Raw genomic sequence first — 17,548 nt, 5'->3', positions numbered from 1 at the left:
CTCTGCTAGAGACTGCGGCAATTCAAACCCCAAGGGTGCACGGAGAGGCCATCATGGCTCAGGATTACATCGTCAAGGACATCTCGCTCGCCGATTTCGGCCGCAAGGAAATCTCGATCGCCGAGACCGAGATGCCGGGCCTCATGGCCATCCGCGAAGAATACGGCCCGAAGCAGCCCCTGAAGGGCGCGCGCATCGCCGGCTCGCTCCACATGACCATCCAGACCGCCGTGCTGATCGAGACCTTGAAGCATCTCGGCGCGGACATCCGCTGGGTGTCGTGCAACATCTATTCGACCCAGGATCACGCCGCCGCCGCCATCGCCGCCGCCGGCATCCCGGTCTTCGCCTATAAGGGCGAGACGCTCGTCGAGTATTGGGACTACACCGCCAAGCTGTTCGACTGGCATGGCGGCGGCGTGCCGAACATGATCCTCGACGACGGCGGCGACGCCACCATGCTCGTCCATCTCGGTCTTCGCGCCGAGCAGGGCGACGTGGCCTTCCTCGAGAAGCCCGGCGCGGAAGAAGAGGAAGTCCTCTTCGCGCTGATCAAGCGCCTGCTCAAGGAAAAGCCCAAGGGCTGGTTCGCGGAAGTCGCCAAGTCCATCAAGGGCGTCTCGGAAGAGACCACCACGGGCGTGCACCGCCTCTACATCATGGCCAAGGAAGGCAAGCTTCTCTTCCCGGCCATCAACGTCAACGACTCGGTGACGAAGTCGAAGTTCGACAACCTCTATGGCTGCCGTGAATCGCTCGTCGACGGCATCCGTCGCGGCACGGACGTGATGATGGCCGGCAAGGTCGCCATGGTCGCCGGCTTCGGCGACGTGGGCAAGGGCTCGGCGGCGTCGCTTCGCCAGGCCGGCTGCCGCGTGCTGGTGTCGGAAGTCGATCCGATCTGCGCGCTCCAGGCCGCGATGGAAGGCTATGAAGTGACCACGATGGAGGACGCTGCTCCCCGCGCCGACATCTTCGTCACCGCCACCGGCAACAAGGACGTCATCACCATCGAGCACATGCGCGCGATGAAGGACCGGGCGATCGTCTGCAATATCGGCCACTTCGACAACGAGATTCAGGTCGCTGGCCTGAAGAACCTCAAGTGGAACAACATCAAGCCGCAGGTGGACGAAATCACGTTCCCGGACAACCACCGCATCATCCTGCTCTCGGAAGGCCGCCTCGTGAACCTCGGCAACGCCATGGGTCACCCGTCCTTCGTGATGTCGGCTTCCTTCACCAACCAGACGCTGGCCCAGATCGAACTCTGGAACAACGCCGGCAAGTACGAGAAGAAGGTCTACACCCTGCCGAAGCACCTGGACGAGAAGGTCGCCTCGCTGCATCTCGAAAAGATCGGCGTGAAGCTCACCAAGCTGCGTCCCGATCAGGCCTCCTATATCGGCGTGAAGGACACCGGCCCGTTCAAGCCGGATCACTACCGCTACTGATCCGACGTTCCATACGTCGAACGCGAGAAAGCCCGGCAACCGCCGGGCTTTTTCTTTGAGCGGTCGTGGGGACATTCCCCTCCCCACCAGGGGGAGGGAACGGGGCCGCGCTTCACAACAAGGGTTGCGCGCCACGCGAAAAACCACACCTTATGCAAGCTCTATCAACACCTTGTGCACAGGCTCTCCAAAGGACGCTTAACGGGACCTTAACCCTCTTCCTGGCGGAGTCACCGGTAGTCTAAAGTGAGCGCGATTCGCCCGGTTGGTTTGATTTCAAAAACGATGCCGGCAGTTCCGTTCATGTGTTGTCGAGCAGCCCCTCCGCCGCGTCTTGAAAGACCGGCGCAGGCCTGGATGATTTTTGGCCCGCGTTTTGGGCCGCGAGAGATTAGGAAGGACAGCGCGGCATGGCCGGGCATTGGCAGCGTCATGACGGCAGGGGAGGCCCGACGGGACATCTCGTCGCCAAGGGCCGCACGCCCCTGACCCTCGCCTTCCTGGCAGGGACCTCCTGGCCCGCTCTCGCCGCCGACCTCACCCTTCCGTCCTTGCCCGTCCTGCGCGAGAAGACCGAGGAACTTCTGGGTGCTCTGCGCAGCTTCGATCTTCACAACGCCTCCTATTTCGGCCTCTCCATGGGGCTCGTGGCCTTCTCCACCGCCGCCGCCCTGTTGCTGTTGCGCCAGCAGCGGATTTCCGCGCGGCGCGAGCGTGCCCTGCGGGCCGAATTGAGCGCCTTGCGCGGCGCGGACGATCTCGCCACCCTCCTCATGGGCTCCGAGCGGCAATTGCTGGTGAGCTGGCAGGGCCGGGACGGGGAGCCGCGTTTCGAGGGCGATCCTTCCATCGTCGCGGACGGTGCGACCGCCAAGCGCGCGCTGGCCTTTGGCGCATGGCTTGCGCCTGCCGACGCCGCCTTGCTCGACGGCGCGCTGGAACAATTGAAGCAGCGCGGCGAGAGCTTCCGCCTCACCGCGCGCAGCCTCGACAATCGCTACATCGCGCTGGAGGGCCGCACCATCGGCGGCCGCGCGATCCTGCGCCTGCGCGACGTCACCGGCGACCGGGCCGAGCTTCTGAAAGCGCGCGCGGATCTCGGCGCGGCGCGCAACGATCTGCGCTCCATGACGATGCTTCTCGACTCCGTCGCCTATCCGCTCTGGATTCGCGATGCCGAGGACAAACTCGTTTGGGCGAACCAGGCCTATCTGCGCGCGGTCGAGGCGACGAATATCGAGGATGCGGCGGCGCGCTCGCTCGAACTCCTGAACCAGCAGACGCGGAATGAATCCGTCCGCCAGCGCAAGACCGGCGGGACCTACTCCGCCCGCGTCACCGCCGTCACGGCGGGGCAGCGCTCCGTTCTCGATGTGGTCGAACGTCCGACGGCGGGCGGCAGCGCGGGCATCGCCGTCGATGTCTCAGAACTCGAATCGGTGAGGACCGATCTGCAGCGGCAGATGAACGCGCATGTGCGCACCCTCGACGAACTGGCCACCGCCGTCGCGATCTTCGACGGATCGCAGAACCTGATCTTCAGCAACGCCGCCTATCAGCGCTTGTGGGGCCTCGATCAGGCTTTTCTCGCGACGCGTCCCACGGACAGCGAAGTGCTCGACCGTCTGCGCACCGCGCGCAAGCTGCCCGAGCAGGCGGATTTCCGCGCCTGGAAAGCGGATGTCCTCACCGGCTATCGCGCGGTGGAATCGCATGAGACCTGGTGGCACCTGCCCGACCGCCGCACGATCCGCGTCGTCATCAATCCGAACCCGCAAGGGGGCGTGACCTATCTCTTCGACGACGTCAGCGAGCGCGTCGAACTCGAATCGCAGGTGAACGCCCTGACGCAGGTGCAGAGCGAGACCCTCGACACATTGAAAGAGGGCGTCGCCGTGTTCGGCTCGGACGGACGCCTCAAGCTGCACAACCGCGCCTTCGCGGAAATGTGGAGCCTGCCGGCGGGCCTCAAGGTCGAGCACCCGCATATCGACGCGATCATCAAGGCTGGCCGCCTGCTCGCGCCGCAGGAAGAGCCGTGGATCGACATTCGCGGCGCGGTGGCCGGCCTTGCCGATATGCGCATGGGTCTGAGCTGCCGCATGGAGCGGCGCGATGGCTCCGCGCTCGATTGCACCGCGCAGCCGCTGCCGGACGGCGCGACGCTTCTGACTTTCATCGACGTCACCGCGAGTGTCAGCGTGGAGCGGGCGCTGACCGAGCGCAACGAGGCGCTGGAGCGCGCTTCGCGCCTGCGCGACGATTTCGTGCACCACGTCTCCTACGAGCTGCGCTCGCCGCTCACCAATGTCATCGGCTTCGCGCAGCTTCTCGGCGACGAGACGGTCGGCGCGCTCAATCCGCGCCAGCGCGAATATACTGACCACATCATGCGCTCCGCCGCGGCGCTGCTGGCGATGCTCAACGACATTCTCGACCTCGCCTCCATCGATACGGGCTCGCTCGAACTGGTGCCGGAGATCGTCGATATCCGTTCGACCATCGAAGCGGCCATGCGGGGGCTTGAGGATCGGCTCGCGGAATCGTCGCTTCACGTCGCCATCGATGCACCCGCCGACATCGGCTCCTTCGTTGCCGACGGCAAGCGCGTACGGCAGATCCTGTTCAACCTGTTGTCCAACGCGGTCGGCTTCTCCTCGCCCGGTCAGACGATCCGCGTGAGCGCGCGCAAGATCGGCGGCGAGGTGGTCTTCCACGTAAAGGACCAGGGTCGCGGCATGCCGCCGGAGATCAAGGCCCGTGTCTTCGAGCGTTTCGAGAGCCACACGCTCGGCACCCGTCATCGCGGCGTGGGCCTGGGCCTCGCCATCGTGCGCTCCTTCGTGGAGCTGCATGGCGGCCGGGTCGAATTGTCGTCGGCGCCGGAGCTGGGAACCACGGTGACCTGTATTTTCCCCAATGAAAGGCAGGAATCGCCCTCCGATGGCCGTTCCACGCGCAATGCGGTCCCCCCGCTTGCCGCCGAGTAGGAACAGCGATGGTGAATGGAATGGCCCGCAGCCTCGAGGAACATGGCTCACAACCCATCTGGATCGTGACGCTTCCCGACCACGACGCGACCGAGCACCTGGCGCGGATCATCGCCGAGGAAGTGCGCCCCGGCGATCTCGTGACCCTCTCGGGTGGTCTCGGCGCGGGCAAGACGACGTTCGCACGCGCGCTCGTGCGCACGCTTGCGGGCGATCCCGAGCTTGAAGTGCCGAGCCCGACCTTCACTCTCATGCAGGTCTATGAAAGCGCGCGCCAAGCCATCGTGCATGCGGATTTCTACCGCCTTTCAGGCGGCTACGAACTGGTTGAGCTGGGCTGGGAAGAAACGACGGAGAACGCCGTCACCCTGGTCGAGTGGCCGGAGCGCGCGGATGATGCGCTCAAGTCCGAGCGCCTCGACCTCCGGCTCGATCTCGCGCCCGGGGGCGGGCGCATTGCGACGCTCACCGGCACCGGCGCCTTCGCGCCCCGGCTCGTGCGGCTGAAAGCATTCCAGACCCTGGTCATACGCAGCGGCTGGCAGGACGCTGCCCGCCTGCCCATGCCGGGCGATGCCTCGGTGATCCGCTCCTATGAGCGCCTGGTGAAGCCGAATGGCGAGACCGCGCTTCTGATGATCTCGCCGCCGCGCCCGATCGGGCCGGCAGTGCGCCGGGGCAAGCCCTACACGACCATCGCAAAGCTCGCCGAGACGGTGAATGCCTTCGTCGCCATGGACAAGGGTTTGCGCGCCTTGGGTTTCAGCGCGCCGCGGATTTATGGCGAGGATCTCAATGTCGGGCTTCTGCTGATCGAGGATCTCGGCAATGAGCCGGTGGTCGATGACAACGGCCCGATTCCGGAACGCTACGCGGAAGCGACGCGGGTTCTGGTGAGGCTCCACGGCACGACCCTGCCGCAGGTGCTCCCCGTCGCCGACGGCATCGACCATGCCATTCCGCCCTACGATCTCGAAGCGCTTCTGATCGAGGTCGAGCTTCTGGCGGATTGGTATGTGCCCCACATCATCGGCACGCAGCTGTCGGGCTCGGCGCGGGCGGAGTTCGTCAATCTGTGGACCGAAGCGCTCGGTGAGATCCTCGCCGGGCCGACCACGTGGACCTTGCGCGATTATCACTCGCCGAACCTGATCTGGATGCCGGAGCGGGAAGGATTGAGCCGCGTCGGCCTGATCGATTTCCAGGACGCGGTGCTGGGCTCGCCCGCTTATGACGTCGCCTCGCTGCTGCAGGATGCGCGCGTCACCGTGCCGCCCGATCTCGAATTGAAACTCATCGGCCTCTATGCCCGCGAGCGCAAAGCCGCCGAGCGCGATTTCGACGTCGCGGCCTTCGCCCGCGCCTACGCCATCATGGGCGCGCAGCGCGCCACCAAGATCCTGGGCATCTTTGCCCGCCTCGACCGGCGCGATGGCAAGCCGCATTACCTGAAGCATCTGCCTCGGATAGAGAACTACCTCATCCGCAATCTTGCCCACCCGGCCCTGGGGAAACTCAAGGTCTGGTACGAGACCTACCTGCCCCGCCTCATCCCTCATGCGGACGATCCGCCCCTCGCGCCTTGAGCTGATCCGTGCCCCCATCATCCTCGCCCAAAACCGCCATCGTTCTCGCCGCAGGGTTGGGCAAGCGCATGCTGCCGATCACGGCGACGATGCCGAAGCCCCTCGTGCGCGTCGGCGGCAGGACCCTGATCGATTTCGCCCTCGACCGCCTGGACGAGATCGGCATGGAAACGGTGGTGGTGAACGTGCACCACTTCGCCGACATGCTCGAAGCGCACCTGCGCACCCGCATCGCGCCACGCATCGTCATCTCCGACGAGCGCGCGGAGGTGCTGGAGACCGGCGGCGGCGTGAAGAAGGCGCTGCCGGTTCTAGGGCGCGGATCGTTCATCACCTTCAATTCGGATTCGATCTGGATCGAGGGCGAGGAGCCGAACCTCGCCCGCCTCGTCGCGGCCTGGGACCCGGAGCGGATGGACATTCTCATGCTCGTCGCCCCGCGCGAAACCAGCGTCGGCTATGAAGGCAATGGCGACTTCAGCATGAACGCGGATGGCGGCTTGCGCCGGCGCGGAGCGAACCCGAGTGCACCCTTCGTCTATGCGGGCGTCGCCATCGTGAAGCCGGACCTCGTGGCGGACACGCCCGAAGGGCCATTCTCCGCCAACGTGCTCTATGACCGCGCCATCGCGAAGAACCGCCTCTACGGCTTGCCCCTTGACGGCCAATGGCTCCATGTTGGCGAGCCGCAGGCCATCGCGGAGGCGGAAGAATGCCTGGCGCGCCATCGTGCGCCCGATCTGATGAGGGCTTGAATCGCAATCCACTCCAGGGACTTTTATTTTGCCGCATTTTCCGAGCCAGAACCGGTTCCCACTTCTGCGGAAAATGCTCTGAGGATTCATGGTGTCACGCGACGCACGCGTCTTTTCCATTCCCTCCGGCTGCCCGTTTCTGCCAACCCTGGTCGAGGCGCTGGCGGATGGGCGCCTCATCGGCACATTGCCGAATGATCCCGCGGCCCTCGCCGACATCACCATCTTTGTCCCGACCCGCCGTGCGGCGCGCGCGCTGATCGCGTTGCTCGCGGAGCAGGGCGCCGGCCGGGCGCAACTCCTGCCGCGCATCGTGCCGCTCGGTGAAACGGACGAGGCCGAATTCGAGCTGACCGGGCTGGAAGGCACGCCGCTCGAAGAAGCCGCTTCCCTGAAGCCGCCAATCCCGCCGCTCGAACGTCGCCTCATCTTCACGAGGCTGGTGCAGCGCTGGTCGCAACAGGTGGATCGCGCCCTTCTGCAGCTCGGCCCCGGCGTGCCCTTCATGGTGCCCGCGTCCCCCGCCGATGCGGTCAATCTGGCAGGCGATCTCGAAACGCTGATGGATGCTTTCACGACCGAGGGCATTGATTGGCACGCGCTCAATCTCGCGGTCGATGCGGATTATTCGCAGTATTTCGAGATCACGCGCCATTTCGTGCAAATCGCCAGCGAAAGCTGGCCGGAGATCTTGGCCGAGCGCCAGGCCAGCGACCCGGCGCAGCGCCGCCAGACGCTGATCGAGGCGGAGGCGAAGCGTATCGCCCGCGAGCGCCCAATGTGCCCCATGATCGTCGCCGGCTCGACCGGCTCGGTGCCCGCGACAGCGAATCTCATGGCCGCCATCGCGCGCCTGCCCAACGGCGCGGTGGTGCTGCCCGGTCTCGACACGGAACTGGATGAAGACAGCTGGGCCACCATCGGCGGCATGGGAGACGACGAGACCGACCCCGTCCACACCCACCCCCAGGCCGTATTGCGCCGCCTCATCGACCGGCATCTGCGAATCCCGCGCTCCGCGATCACGGTATTGGGCGATGCGCCTGAGCAGGCGAAAGCGCGCACCCGCCTGCTCTCGGAAGCGTTGCGCCCGGCGGCGACCACGGATCGCTGGTCGCTCATCGCGCCCGAGGACCGTATCGCGCTCAGCGAGTGCGGCTGTTCGGGTCTCACCGTGGTCGAGGCTGTGGACGAGCGCGAAGAGGCGTTTTCCATCGCCATCGCCTTGCGCGAAACGATCTCCCATCCCGACCGCACGGCGGCGTTGATCACCCCGGACCGGGCGCTCGCCGCCCGCGTCACGGCGGAACTCGCGCGCTGGGATGTGGCGGTGGACGATTCGGCGGGCATGATGCTCGCCGACACGCAAGCCGGGCGTCTCGCGCGCCTCGCGGCGGAAGTCGCAGCCGAGGACTTGCGGCCGGTGCGGCTCCTGGGCCTTCTCGCGCATCCCCTCGTTCGCCTCGGCCTGCCCCGCGCCACCATCGAACGCGCGGCGAGCATTCTCGAAATCGGCGTGCTGCGCGGCCCCGCCCCGGCGAAGGGGATCGAGGGATTGCGCGCGGCTCTCGCCAACCGCCGGGCAGAGCCGAATTTTCGCGCACCGCGCCCTGAAAAGCGACTGACCCCCGTCGATTGGGATTTGGCCGACGAGGTTTTGCAGCGGCTTGAGGTCGCCTTTCAAGGATTCACCGCTCTGGCGGACGGCACGACCGATCTCATGGCGCTACCGGCAGAACATCGCCGCGCGGTCGAGATTTTGTGCGCCCTACCCGATGGCGAGATGCAAGCCGACGATCATGATGCATCGAGCGAAACGCTGGCCGCCTTGTTCGACGATCTCACCCTCTCGCAGATCGACGGAATCGAAGGCCGCTTCAGCGACTATCCCGCCTTCTTCACCGCGCTCGCGAAGCAGCGCACGTTGAGCCCCTCGCCGCGCTCGACCCATCGCCGCTTGAAAATCCTCGGCCTGCTCGAAGCGCGTCTTCTCTCCGTTGACCGCGTCGTGCTCGGCGGGCTCGATGAGAGCGTCTGGCCGCCGCGCACGGTGACGGATGCATTCCTCAACCGGCCCATGCGAGCCCGCGTCGGTCTCGCGCCGCCGGAGCGCCGCATCGGCCAGACAGCGCACGATTTCGTGCAGGCGCTCGGCACCCATGATGTCGTCATCACCCGCGCGCAGAAACGCGACGGCTCGCCCATGGTGCCCTCGCGGTTTCTGCAACGGCTGAAGGCCTTCACCGGCAAAGAGATCTGGCACGGCATGGTGAAGGCGGGCGACCGCTATCGCCGCCTCGCGCGCCATCTCGACACCCCGCAAGCAGCGCCGCCCTTGCCACGTCCGCGCCCGAAGCCTGATCCGGCGCTGTTTCCGCGCAGTCTCAGCGTCACCGAAATCGAGACGTTGGTGCGCGATCCCTATTCGATCTTCGCGCGCCACATCCTCAAGCTCGACGCGCTCGACGCTGTCGCCGTCGCACCGGGCGCGGCCGATCGCGGCACGATCATTCACGATGTGCTCGGAGGCTTCGCGCAAGCCTATCCGAAGGCTCTGCCCGCGAACGCGCTCGCGGATCTTTTGGCGCGCGGTGTCGAGGAATTCGCCGACATCGCGAAGGCGTTCCCCGAGCTTCACGCGGAATGGTGGCCGCGCTTCAAGCGGCTTTCTGTCGCCTTCGTCGAATGGGAAGAGGAGCGCCGGCCCGATCTTACCGAGGTGTTCGCGGAGCGCTCCGGCAAACTGGCGATTCCGCTCGCGGATGGCTCGTTCTTCACCTTGCGCGCCCGCGCCGACCGGATCGAGCAGCGCCGCGATGGCGGCTTCGCCATCATCGATTTCAAAACCGGCCAACCACCCGGAACCCGCGAGGTCTACGCAGGCTTCTCGCCGCAGCTGACCCTTGAGGCGATGATGCTGATGAAGGGCGCGTTCAAGGACATGCCGACGGCAAAAGAAACGCCGGACCTCATCTATCTCCACACCACCGGCGGACGCGAGCCGATGAAGCCGCGCGAGATCAAGCCGGGACGCGACGAGACCCGGCCCGTCGCCGAGATCGTGGAGGAGCATCGCCGCCGTTTCGAGGGCATGATCATTCGTTACGCGAAGGGCGAGGCGGCTTATGTCTCGCGGCCCTTCCCGAAATATGCGCGCCGCTTTTCCGAATACGATCACCTCGCCCGCGTGAAGGAATGGTCGCTCGCGAGCGGTGGAGAGGGCGAATGAGCAACGATATCGTCGTTCCGGTCCACACCGAGCACGCTCAGCGCCGCGCCGCGAATCCGCGCGCCTCGGCGTGGGTGTCGGCCAATGCAGGCGCGGGCAAGACGAAGGTCCTGACCGACCGCGTCGTGCGCCTGTTGCTTTCCGGTTCGCCGCCGGGGCGAATCCTGTGCCTCACCTTTACAAAGGCCGCCGCCGCCAACATGGCGATCCGCGTGTTCGAGCGGCTCGGCAAATGGGTGACGCTCGACGAAGAAAGCCTGATCCAGGAGCTGACGGAGCTTGAGGGCGAGCGGCCTACGCCCGAACAGGCCCGCCTCGCGCGCACCCTTTTCGCCCGCGCGGTCGAGACGCCTGGCGGCTTGAAGATCGACACCATCCACGCCTTCTGCGAACGGCTTTTGCATCTCGTGCCCTTCGAGGCCAACGTGCCTGCGAGCTTCACGGTTCTCGACGAGAACCAGATGGACGAGATCTTGGCCGACGCCACCGCGAAAGTGTTGGCGGAAGCGACGGGCGACCGATCCCACGACCTCAAGGAGGCGCTTGCGACCATCAGCATCGAAGCGGCGGGTGACGCGCTGACATCGGCGCTCAACGCCGCTTTGCGCTGCAAGGATTTTCTCCACGATCCGGATGGCATCACGAAGCTGGGAAAAGTGCTGGGTCTGGCGCCGGAAGAGACGGTCGGCGTCATTGAACGCGCGATGCTCGAAGACGGGTTGCCGCCGAGCGAGTGGCCCGCCATCGCGCAAGAGCTACGCACCGACAAGAAGACCGATCAGGAGCGTGCCGATTGCCTGATCGCCGCCGCCAATGCCGAGACGGTTGAGGAGCGGCTCCGGCATTATTTCTCGATCTTCCTGACCGATACCGGGAGCTTACGCGCGGAATCGCGCTTCGTTACGAAATCGGTCGACCCGGCGTTGAAGGAAAGATTACTCGCCGAGCAGCAGCGCCTGTGGGCTCTCATCGACAAGCGCAAAACCGCCCGCGCGGTCGAGCGCACGGCGGCGCTGTTCACGCTCGCCGCCGCGATCAGCCGTCACGTCGATGCGGCGAAAGCCCGCCTTGGCGCGCTCGACTTCCAAGACCTCATCGACAAGACCCTGCACCTGCTCTCGCGCGGCGACGCGGCCTGGGTTCTGTATAAGCTCGATCGCGGCATCGACCATGTGCTGGTCGATGAAGCGCAGGATACGAACCCCGAGCAGTGGGAAATCTTGCGCCGCATCACCGAGGATTTCACCGCCGGATTCGGCGCCGGCGGCGCGCGGGTGCGCACGCTCTTCGCGGTCGGCGATCCCAAGCAATCGATCTACGGCTTTCAGGGCGCGGCGCCGCAGGAATTCGAATCGAGCCGTCAGGTCTGGGCGCGCAAGGTGGGCGAGGCCGAACTCGCCTTCGAGGATGTGCGGCTGACCGTCTCGTTCCGCTCGACCCGGGCCGTGCTCTCGGCGGTGGATGCGACGTTTGCCGTCGAGCGGCACTTCAAGGGCCTGTCCTTCGAGGACAAGGCGGTGGGCACCGTGCATGAGAGCGCGCGCCCGAACGCGCCGGGCGTCGTGGAACTCTGGCCGACCGAAACGCCCGTGGAGGAAGAAGAGCCCGACGCCTGGGTGCTGCCCATCGACGAACCGGAACAGCAGGCACCGCCCGTCGTCGTGGCGAGACGCATCGCCAGCGCGGTGAAGCACTGGACGACGCGCGGCGACGAGACGGGTCGTCTCTGGAACGCGGGCGACGTGCTGGTGCTGGTGAGAAAACGCGGCGCGGCCTTCGAGGCGGTGATCCGCGCGCTGAAGGAAGCGGGCGTGCCGGTGGCAGGCGCGGACCGGCTCAATATCGGCGAGCATATCGCTGTGCTCGATCTGGTGGCGGCGGGACGCGCGGCGCTTTTGCCCGACGACGACCTGACCCTCGCCACCGCGCTCAAATCGCCCCTCGTCGGGCTGACCGACGACGACTTGATCCGCATCGCCGCCCCGCGGGCTGAGACCGAATCGCTCTTCGCCGCCCTGGAGAAGCATGCTGACGCTGGCGATGCGATCGCCAGGCGTGGCCTGGAGGCGCTCGGCGCCTGGCGCGCGCTTGCACGCAACCACGGCCCGTTCGGCTTCTTCGCCACTTTGCTCGGCCCCATGCAGGGACGCTTGCGGCTCGTGGCGCGGCTGGGGAGCGAAGCGGGCGATGCCATCGACGCATTTCTGACCTTCGCGCACCAATCGGAACTGACCGAGACGCCTTCGCTCACGATCTTCCTCAACCGGTTCGAATCCGCCGCGCACACGATCAAGCGCGACCTCGATTCCGTGAACGACGAGGTGCGGGTGATGACGGTGCATGGGGCCAAGGGGCTCGAAGCGCCGATCGTCATTCTCATCGATGGCAGCGAGGTCCTGGGCCGCGACCCGCCGCTGTTGCGGCTTCAAACCCGCGGCGGTGAAACGATCCCGGTCTGGTCCTCAGGCAAGAACGCCGATTCGGGCGTGATGGCCGAGGCCCGCGCGATTCTGCACGCCAAGGGTTTGGAGGAGCATAACCGCCTGCTCTACGTCGCCATGACCCGCGCCAAGGACCGCTTGGTGATCGCGCCCTATCTCACCGGCCGCAAGGAAGCGCCACCGCAGGAGGCCTGGGGCGAGATGATCCGTAATGGGCTTCTGGACAAGGCAGGCGGGCTGGAAGAGGACGAGGCCCCTTACGGCCCGGTCGCGATCTGGCGCGACGGCACGCCGCTGGCAACGCCCGCGTCCGAAGCGGACACCGCAGCGATGGAGCCCCTCGACGTGCCGGATTGGCTGACCCGCCCGGCCCGCGCCGAGCCGGAGCCGTTACCACCCATTCGCCCCTCGAGCGCGCTCGGCGCGGCGGACCGGATGGCGCGTCCCGGGGACGGCCCCTACGCCCCGGATGCGCGCCTGCGCGGCACGTTGGTCCATGCCCTTCTCGAACGCCTCCCGAACCTGCCGCCGGAGCGCCGGGAGGCCATGGCGCGCGCCTATGTGAAGGCCCGCGCGCCGCGCCTGCCCGCCGATCTGCACGAGGCCGTCATTGCCAACGCCCTGAACGTCCTCTCCCACGAGGCGCTTGCGGCCCTGTTCGGCGAAGGGTCGCGCGCGGAAGCGCCGATTGCCGGGCGGATCGAGACCGCGGATGGGGAGATCATGGTCTCAGGCCAGATCGACCGGCTCGCGGTGCGCGACGACGAGGTGCTGGTGGCCGATTTCAAGACCACCGCGAGAGCGCCCCGGCCGGGAGCCCCCGCGCCAAAGGCTTATGTGGCCCAGCTCGCCCTGTACCGGGCGCTCTTGAAGGACATTTATCCCGGCCGAAAGGTGCGCGCCTTCCTGGTCTGGACCTCCGGGCCGGTGATCCACGAGGTGATGGAACCGGACCTTGAATCCGCTCTTACCCTCATCAAAGCAGCGTGATGCGACGGACCCCTCGCTTGATTCCGAACCGGGCGGTTCTTAACTTGAGCCACCAAAGAGCGACTCGGGAATCAGTCGAGTCGCATGAATTTAAGCCAACAAAGGTGATGTAATGGCGACCATGAAGGTGACCGATGCGAGCTTCTCGCAGGATGTCCTGAATTCCTCCGAGCCCGTCGTGGTCGATTTCTGGGCCGAATGGTGCGGCCCGTGCCGCATGATCGGCCCGGCTCTCGAAGAGATTGCGACCGAGATGGCCGGCAAGGTGAAGATCGCAAAGGTCAATGTGGACGAGAACCCGCAGATTTCCTCGCAGTTCGGCATCCGCTCGATCCCGGCCCTGATGATGTTCAAGGGCGGCAAGGTCGTGGCCCAGAAGATCGGCGCCGCCCCGAAGGGCGACCTCGCCAAGTGGATCCAGGCTTCGGCTTGAATTCAGGCCTCATGGGCTGACGAAGAGGGGCCGAACGGCCCCTTTTTCGTGCGTGTCGTCATCCCGGACGCCTTCGAGGCGCGCTGACAATCACGATGGCGCTCGATTGTCATGGCCGGGCTTGTCCCCGGCCATTTCGATTGGAGAAGCGCGCCCTTCGGGATCGCGATCACCGGGACGAGCCCGGTGATGACAGGCGAGGGGCAGGATTGGGGGAAGGATCCCGGACCCGAACCTTACACCCGCATCGGCATCAGGACGTAGAGCGCGGGCGCGCCCTCGCGGTCCTGCACGATGGTCGGCGAGCCGGGATCGGCGAGCTTGAACAGGGCGGTGTCGCCATCGAGCTGGGACGTGATGTCGAGGAGATAGCGGGCGTTGAAACCGATATCGATGGGCGCGGAATCGTAATCGACCTCGATCTCTTCCGTCGCGCTGCCCGAATCCGGGTTGTTGACGGTGAGCGTCAGGCGGCCCTCATTGAGCGCGAGTTTTACCGCACGACCGCGTTCGGAGGAGATGGTGGAGACGCGGTCGACGGCTTTCGCGAAATCGCCCCGCTCGACGGTCAGCAGCTTGTCGTTTCCGCTTGGAATGACGCGCTGGTAATCGGGGAAGGTCCCGTCGATCAGCTTGGAGGTCAGCACCACGCCGTCGAAGGTCAGGCGGACCTTGGCCGACGACAATTCGATGGTAACGCTCTCGCTGCCGTCCTCGACCAGCTTGACGATCTCGGCCACCGCCTTGCGCGGGATGATCACACCCGGCATGCCCTCGGAGCCGATGGGTGCGGCCATCTCGACCCGGGCGAGACGGTGCCCATCGGTCGCGACCGCGCGCAGCATCGTCGCGCCGCCGACATCCAGCGTGTGCAGGTAGATGCCGTTCAGGTAATAGCGCGTCTCCTCGGTCGAGATCGCAAATTGCGTCTTCTCGATCAGGCGCTTGAGATCGACTGCCTGGAGCGCGAAGCTGTGCGGCAGGTCACCGGCGGCGAGATCGGGGAAGTCGCTCTCGGGCAGAGCCTGCAGCATGAAGCGCGAACGGCCGGAACGAATCTGCATCTGCCCCGTGTCGCCGGTCATCTCGAGCGAGACCTGCGCGCCATCCGGCAATTTGCGGACGATGTCGTAGATCATGTAGGCGGGGATCGTGGTCGAGCCCGCATCGGTGATGTCGGCGGGAATGGTCTCCGTCACCTCGATGTCGAGGTCGGTCGCCTTGAGACGCAAGGAACCGTCTTCCGCGCGCAGCAGAATGTTCGACAGGATCGGAATCGTGTTGCGGCGCTCGACAACGCGGTGGACATGGCCCAGCGCCTTCAGAAGGGCGGCGCGCTCGACAGTAACTCTCATAACCCAACACCGTTTTCGTTGGAATTTTTGTCTCGACCGACCATCGGCGGGAGAGCCGGGCGATCAAGCGGGGCGGCAAGATTGGCTAAGGTTGCCCGAGAAAGCAAGGTCGCGCCTCACTTTACTCAACAGCCGTCACTTGCGGTTGTGTCGCGGCCTTATTCCTGCAGCATCCGCTTGAGGAGTTCGACCTCATCGCTCAGCGCGTTATCCTCGCCGATCGCCTTCTCGATCTTGCGCACAGCATGGAGAACGGTGGTGTGATCGCGCCCGCCGAAGCGGCGGCCGATCTCGGGCAGGGAGCGCAACGTGAGCACCTTGGACAGATACATGGCGATCTGGCGCGGCCGTACCACGGCGGCGGTGCGGCGCTCGGACAGGATGTCCGAGCGGGAGACGTTGTAGCGCGAGGCCACGAGCTTCTGGATGTCCTCGATCTTGACCCGCTTCGGCTCGCGGTTGCGCACCAGATCGCGGATCGCGGTCTCGGCGGTCTCGAGCGTGATCGCCGAACTGGTCAACGTGGCGTGGGCCAGAAGCCGGTTCACGGCCCCTTCCAGGTCGCGCCCATTCGCCGTGATGGCGCGGGCGACGTAGGACACCACGTTGGGGCCAACCTCAAAGGTCGGGTGAACGCCCTTCAGGGCCTCGATGCGGGTGGTGAGGATCGAGGCGCGCAGGGCCTCGTCCAGCGCACCGACCTCGACCACCAGACCGCCGGCAAGGCGGGAACGCACGCGCTCGTCCAGGCTCTCCAGATCCGCCGGCGGACGGTCCGCCGCGACCACGATCTGGCGGCCCGCGTCGATGAGCGCGTTCAGGGTGTGGCCGAATTCCTGCTGGATCTGCTTGCCCTGGATGAACTGCACGTCGTCGATGATCAGAAGGTCGATGCCTCGAAGACGCTCCTTGAAGGCGAGCGACGTCTGCGCCTTCAGGGAAGCGACAAAGCCATACATGAAGCGGTCGGCGGTCAGATAGATGACCCGGCGGCCTTGCGCGCGCACCTCGTGGCCGATGGCGTGCAGAAGATGTGTTTTGCCTAAGCCGACGCCCGCGTGAAGATAGAGCGGGTTGTAGAGAGCAGGGCCGGTCTGATGATGGGCGACCCGGTCAGCCGCCGCATGGGCGAGGGCGTTGGAGCGGCCGATGATGAAGCTGTCGAAGGTCAGGCGCTGATCGAGGGGGGCGCCGCCGAGATCGGAGGCTTCGTTGCGCTCGTCGAACTGAATCGGCGCGGAAAGGGATTTCTGCTCCGCCGGCACGCCGGCTCCGGACAGCGTCGTGACATTGCTCGGCCGGGGAGCCTCGGGCGCGCGCCGAACAGGAGCAGGCTCACGGCCGAGGGTGCTGCGCACACCGATGCTGACCCGCTCCACATGTGCGGTCTCGGCGCGGTACACGGCAAGGACCCGGTCGGAATAATGAGACTCGATCCAGCTCTTCAAGAAGCGGGTGGGGACCGTCAGATAGGCGCAACCATCGCCGATGGTGTCGAGCTCCAGGCGTCCGAACCAGCTGGCGAAGATATCCTCGCCCAGCTCCGCCCGCAGACGGCGCTTCACCCGCGCCCACACGTCGGAAGCCGATTGTTCACTCGAAGCCGCGATGCCAGACATCAATATCCCCCTTTTCGAGACCGGGCCCCTTGAGGTCCGGATCTCGCGCCACGACCGGTTTCTGAACGCGAAAGACAAAATCGTCTCGCAGGTCGCCCCAAACCGGCGTCCCTAATTACTCAAGACTATGTTTTTGCATTTAAGTTGAGACGGTCCTGAGCAGACCTCTCAAGAACATCCTCTCAAGCTATTCCAAGTGAACTCTTGGCCAAGGGCATGTTCTTCGCTTGCTTCCTAGACGCGTGAAACAATGCCCTATCCCCGTATATGAGCTCTATACCTTGCCACTTGATTGGATGACTTCGCGGCGGACCGCTGAAGTAAGGCGACCTTACACAGGGGGTGGGGGGGGTGCAACACGGGTCAACCGCCGGTTCCGGCTCCTGCCACGCTTGGACGGGTCCACAGGCTCGTCCACAGGTTTTCAAGTCAGCTGAGAAAGCCCTGACTCTTCAACCGATTCACAGTTTCGCGAAGGGGTCGCGAGGGGTCGGAAAAAGAGTTTTTCCGCAACTTTGATTCAGGCGCGATTCGGGCGGTTTTAGGGACAGATTCCGATGCCTCGCGAACCTTTGCCTGCTAAGCCTCTGACAAATATGTCATTTTTGTGCGCGCTTTCAAGCCGGAGTAAGAGTTGCCGCACCCCGAGATCGGCACATGAAGTCAAGGGGGCGTGTGGATAAAAGAGACGGCTAT

At 65.4% G+C, this 17,548-nt stretch carries 9 protein-coding genes; 7 read left to right on the top strand and 2 right to left on the bottom strand.

Translation table 11 applies throughout. The annotated features are described in order from the left end of the window. Positions 1-53 precede the first annotated feature (53 nt). The 7 genes from ahcY to trxA all read left to right on the top strand — a co-directional run bounded on the left by ahcY (position 54) and on the right by trxA (position 13,878). The gene (gene ahcY / locus I2H38_RS07515) at positions 54-1,454 is read left to right on the top strand and encodes an adenosylhomocysteinase (RefSeq protein WP_196271188.1); all 1,401 of its coding nucleotides are present in this window, start codon (positions 54-56) and stop codon (positions 1,452-1,454) included. A 410-nt stretch (positions 1,455-1,864) separates the two neighbouring features. Continuing rightward, positions 1,865-4,444, top strand: a complete 2,580-nt coding sequence (locus I2H38_RS07510) for a sensor histidine kinase (RefSeq protein WP_196271187.1) — start codon at positions 1,865-1,867, stop codon at positions 4,442-4,444. Positions 4,445-4,464: 20 nt separating this feature from the next. Further along, positions 4,465-6,030, top strand: a complete 1,566-nt coding sequence (gene tsaE, locus I2H38_RS07505) for a tRNA (adenosine(37)-N6)-threonylcarbamoyltransferase complex ATPase subunit type 1 TsaE (protein WP_229426579.1) — start codon at positions 4,465-4,467, stop codon at positions 6,028-6,030. 8 nt (positions 6,031-6,038) lie between these two features. Then, the gene (locus I2H38_RS07500; RefSeq protein ID WP_196271185.1) at positions 6,039-6,785 is read left to right on the top strand and encodes a nucleotidyltransferase family protein; all 747 of its coding nucleotides are present in this window, start codon (positions 6,039-6,041) and stop codon (positions 6,783-6,785) included. Between the two features lie 88 nt (positions 6,786-6,873). Further along, complete coding sequence (gene addB / locus I2H38_RS07495; RefSeq protein WP_196271184.1) at positions 6,874-10,014, top strand: double-strand break repair protein AddB; 3,141 nt, start codon at positions 6,874-6,876, stop codon at positions 10,012-10,014. Further along, positions 10,011-13,445, top strand: a complete 3,435-nt coding sequence (gene addA, locus I2H38_RS07490) for a double-strand break repair helicase AddA (RefSeq protein WP_196271183.1) — start codon at positions 10,011-10,013, stop codon at positions 13,443-13,445. The genes addB and addA overlap by 4 nt, the downstream gene beginning before the upstream one ends. Before the next feature lie 112 nt (positions 13,446-13,557). Further along, positions 13,558-13,878, top strand: a complete 321-nt coding sequence (gene trxA, locus I2H38_RS07485) for a thioredoxin (protein WP_196271182.1) — start codon at positions 13,558-13,560, stop codon at positions 13,876-13,878. Between the two features lie 236 nt (positions 13,879-14,114). Here the strand turns inward: trxA and dnaN are convergent, their stop codons facing one another. After that, positions 14,115-15,233: a DNA polymerase III subunit beta gene (dnaN, locus tag I2H38_RS07480; protein ID WP_196271181.1), complete on the bottom strand. Its 1,119-nt coding sequence runs from the start codon at positions 15,231-15,233 to the stop codon at positions 14,115-14,117. A gap of 158 nt (positions 15,234-15,391) precedes the next feature. After that, entirely contained in the window at positions 15,392-16,852 is a 1,461-nt protein-coding gene (dnaA, locus tag I2H38_RS07475; protein ID WP_196271180.1) for a chromosomal replication initiator protein DnaA, read from the bottom strand. Positions 16,853-17,548: the final 696 nt, after the last annotated feature.

Origin of the sequence: Microvirga alba (assembly GCF_015694465.1) — a bacterium.
Lineage (GTDB): Bacteria > Pseudomonadota > Alphaproteobacteria > Rhizobiales > Beijerinckiaceae > Microvirga > Microvirga alba.
This window is presented reverse-complemented; position numbering and strand designations above follow the sequence as displayed.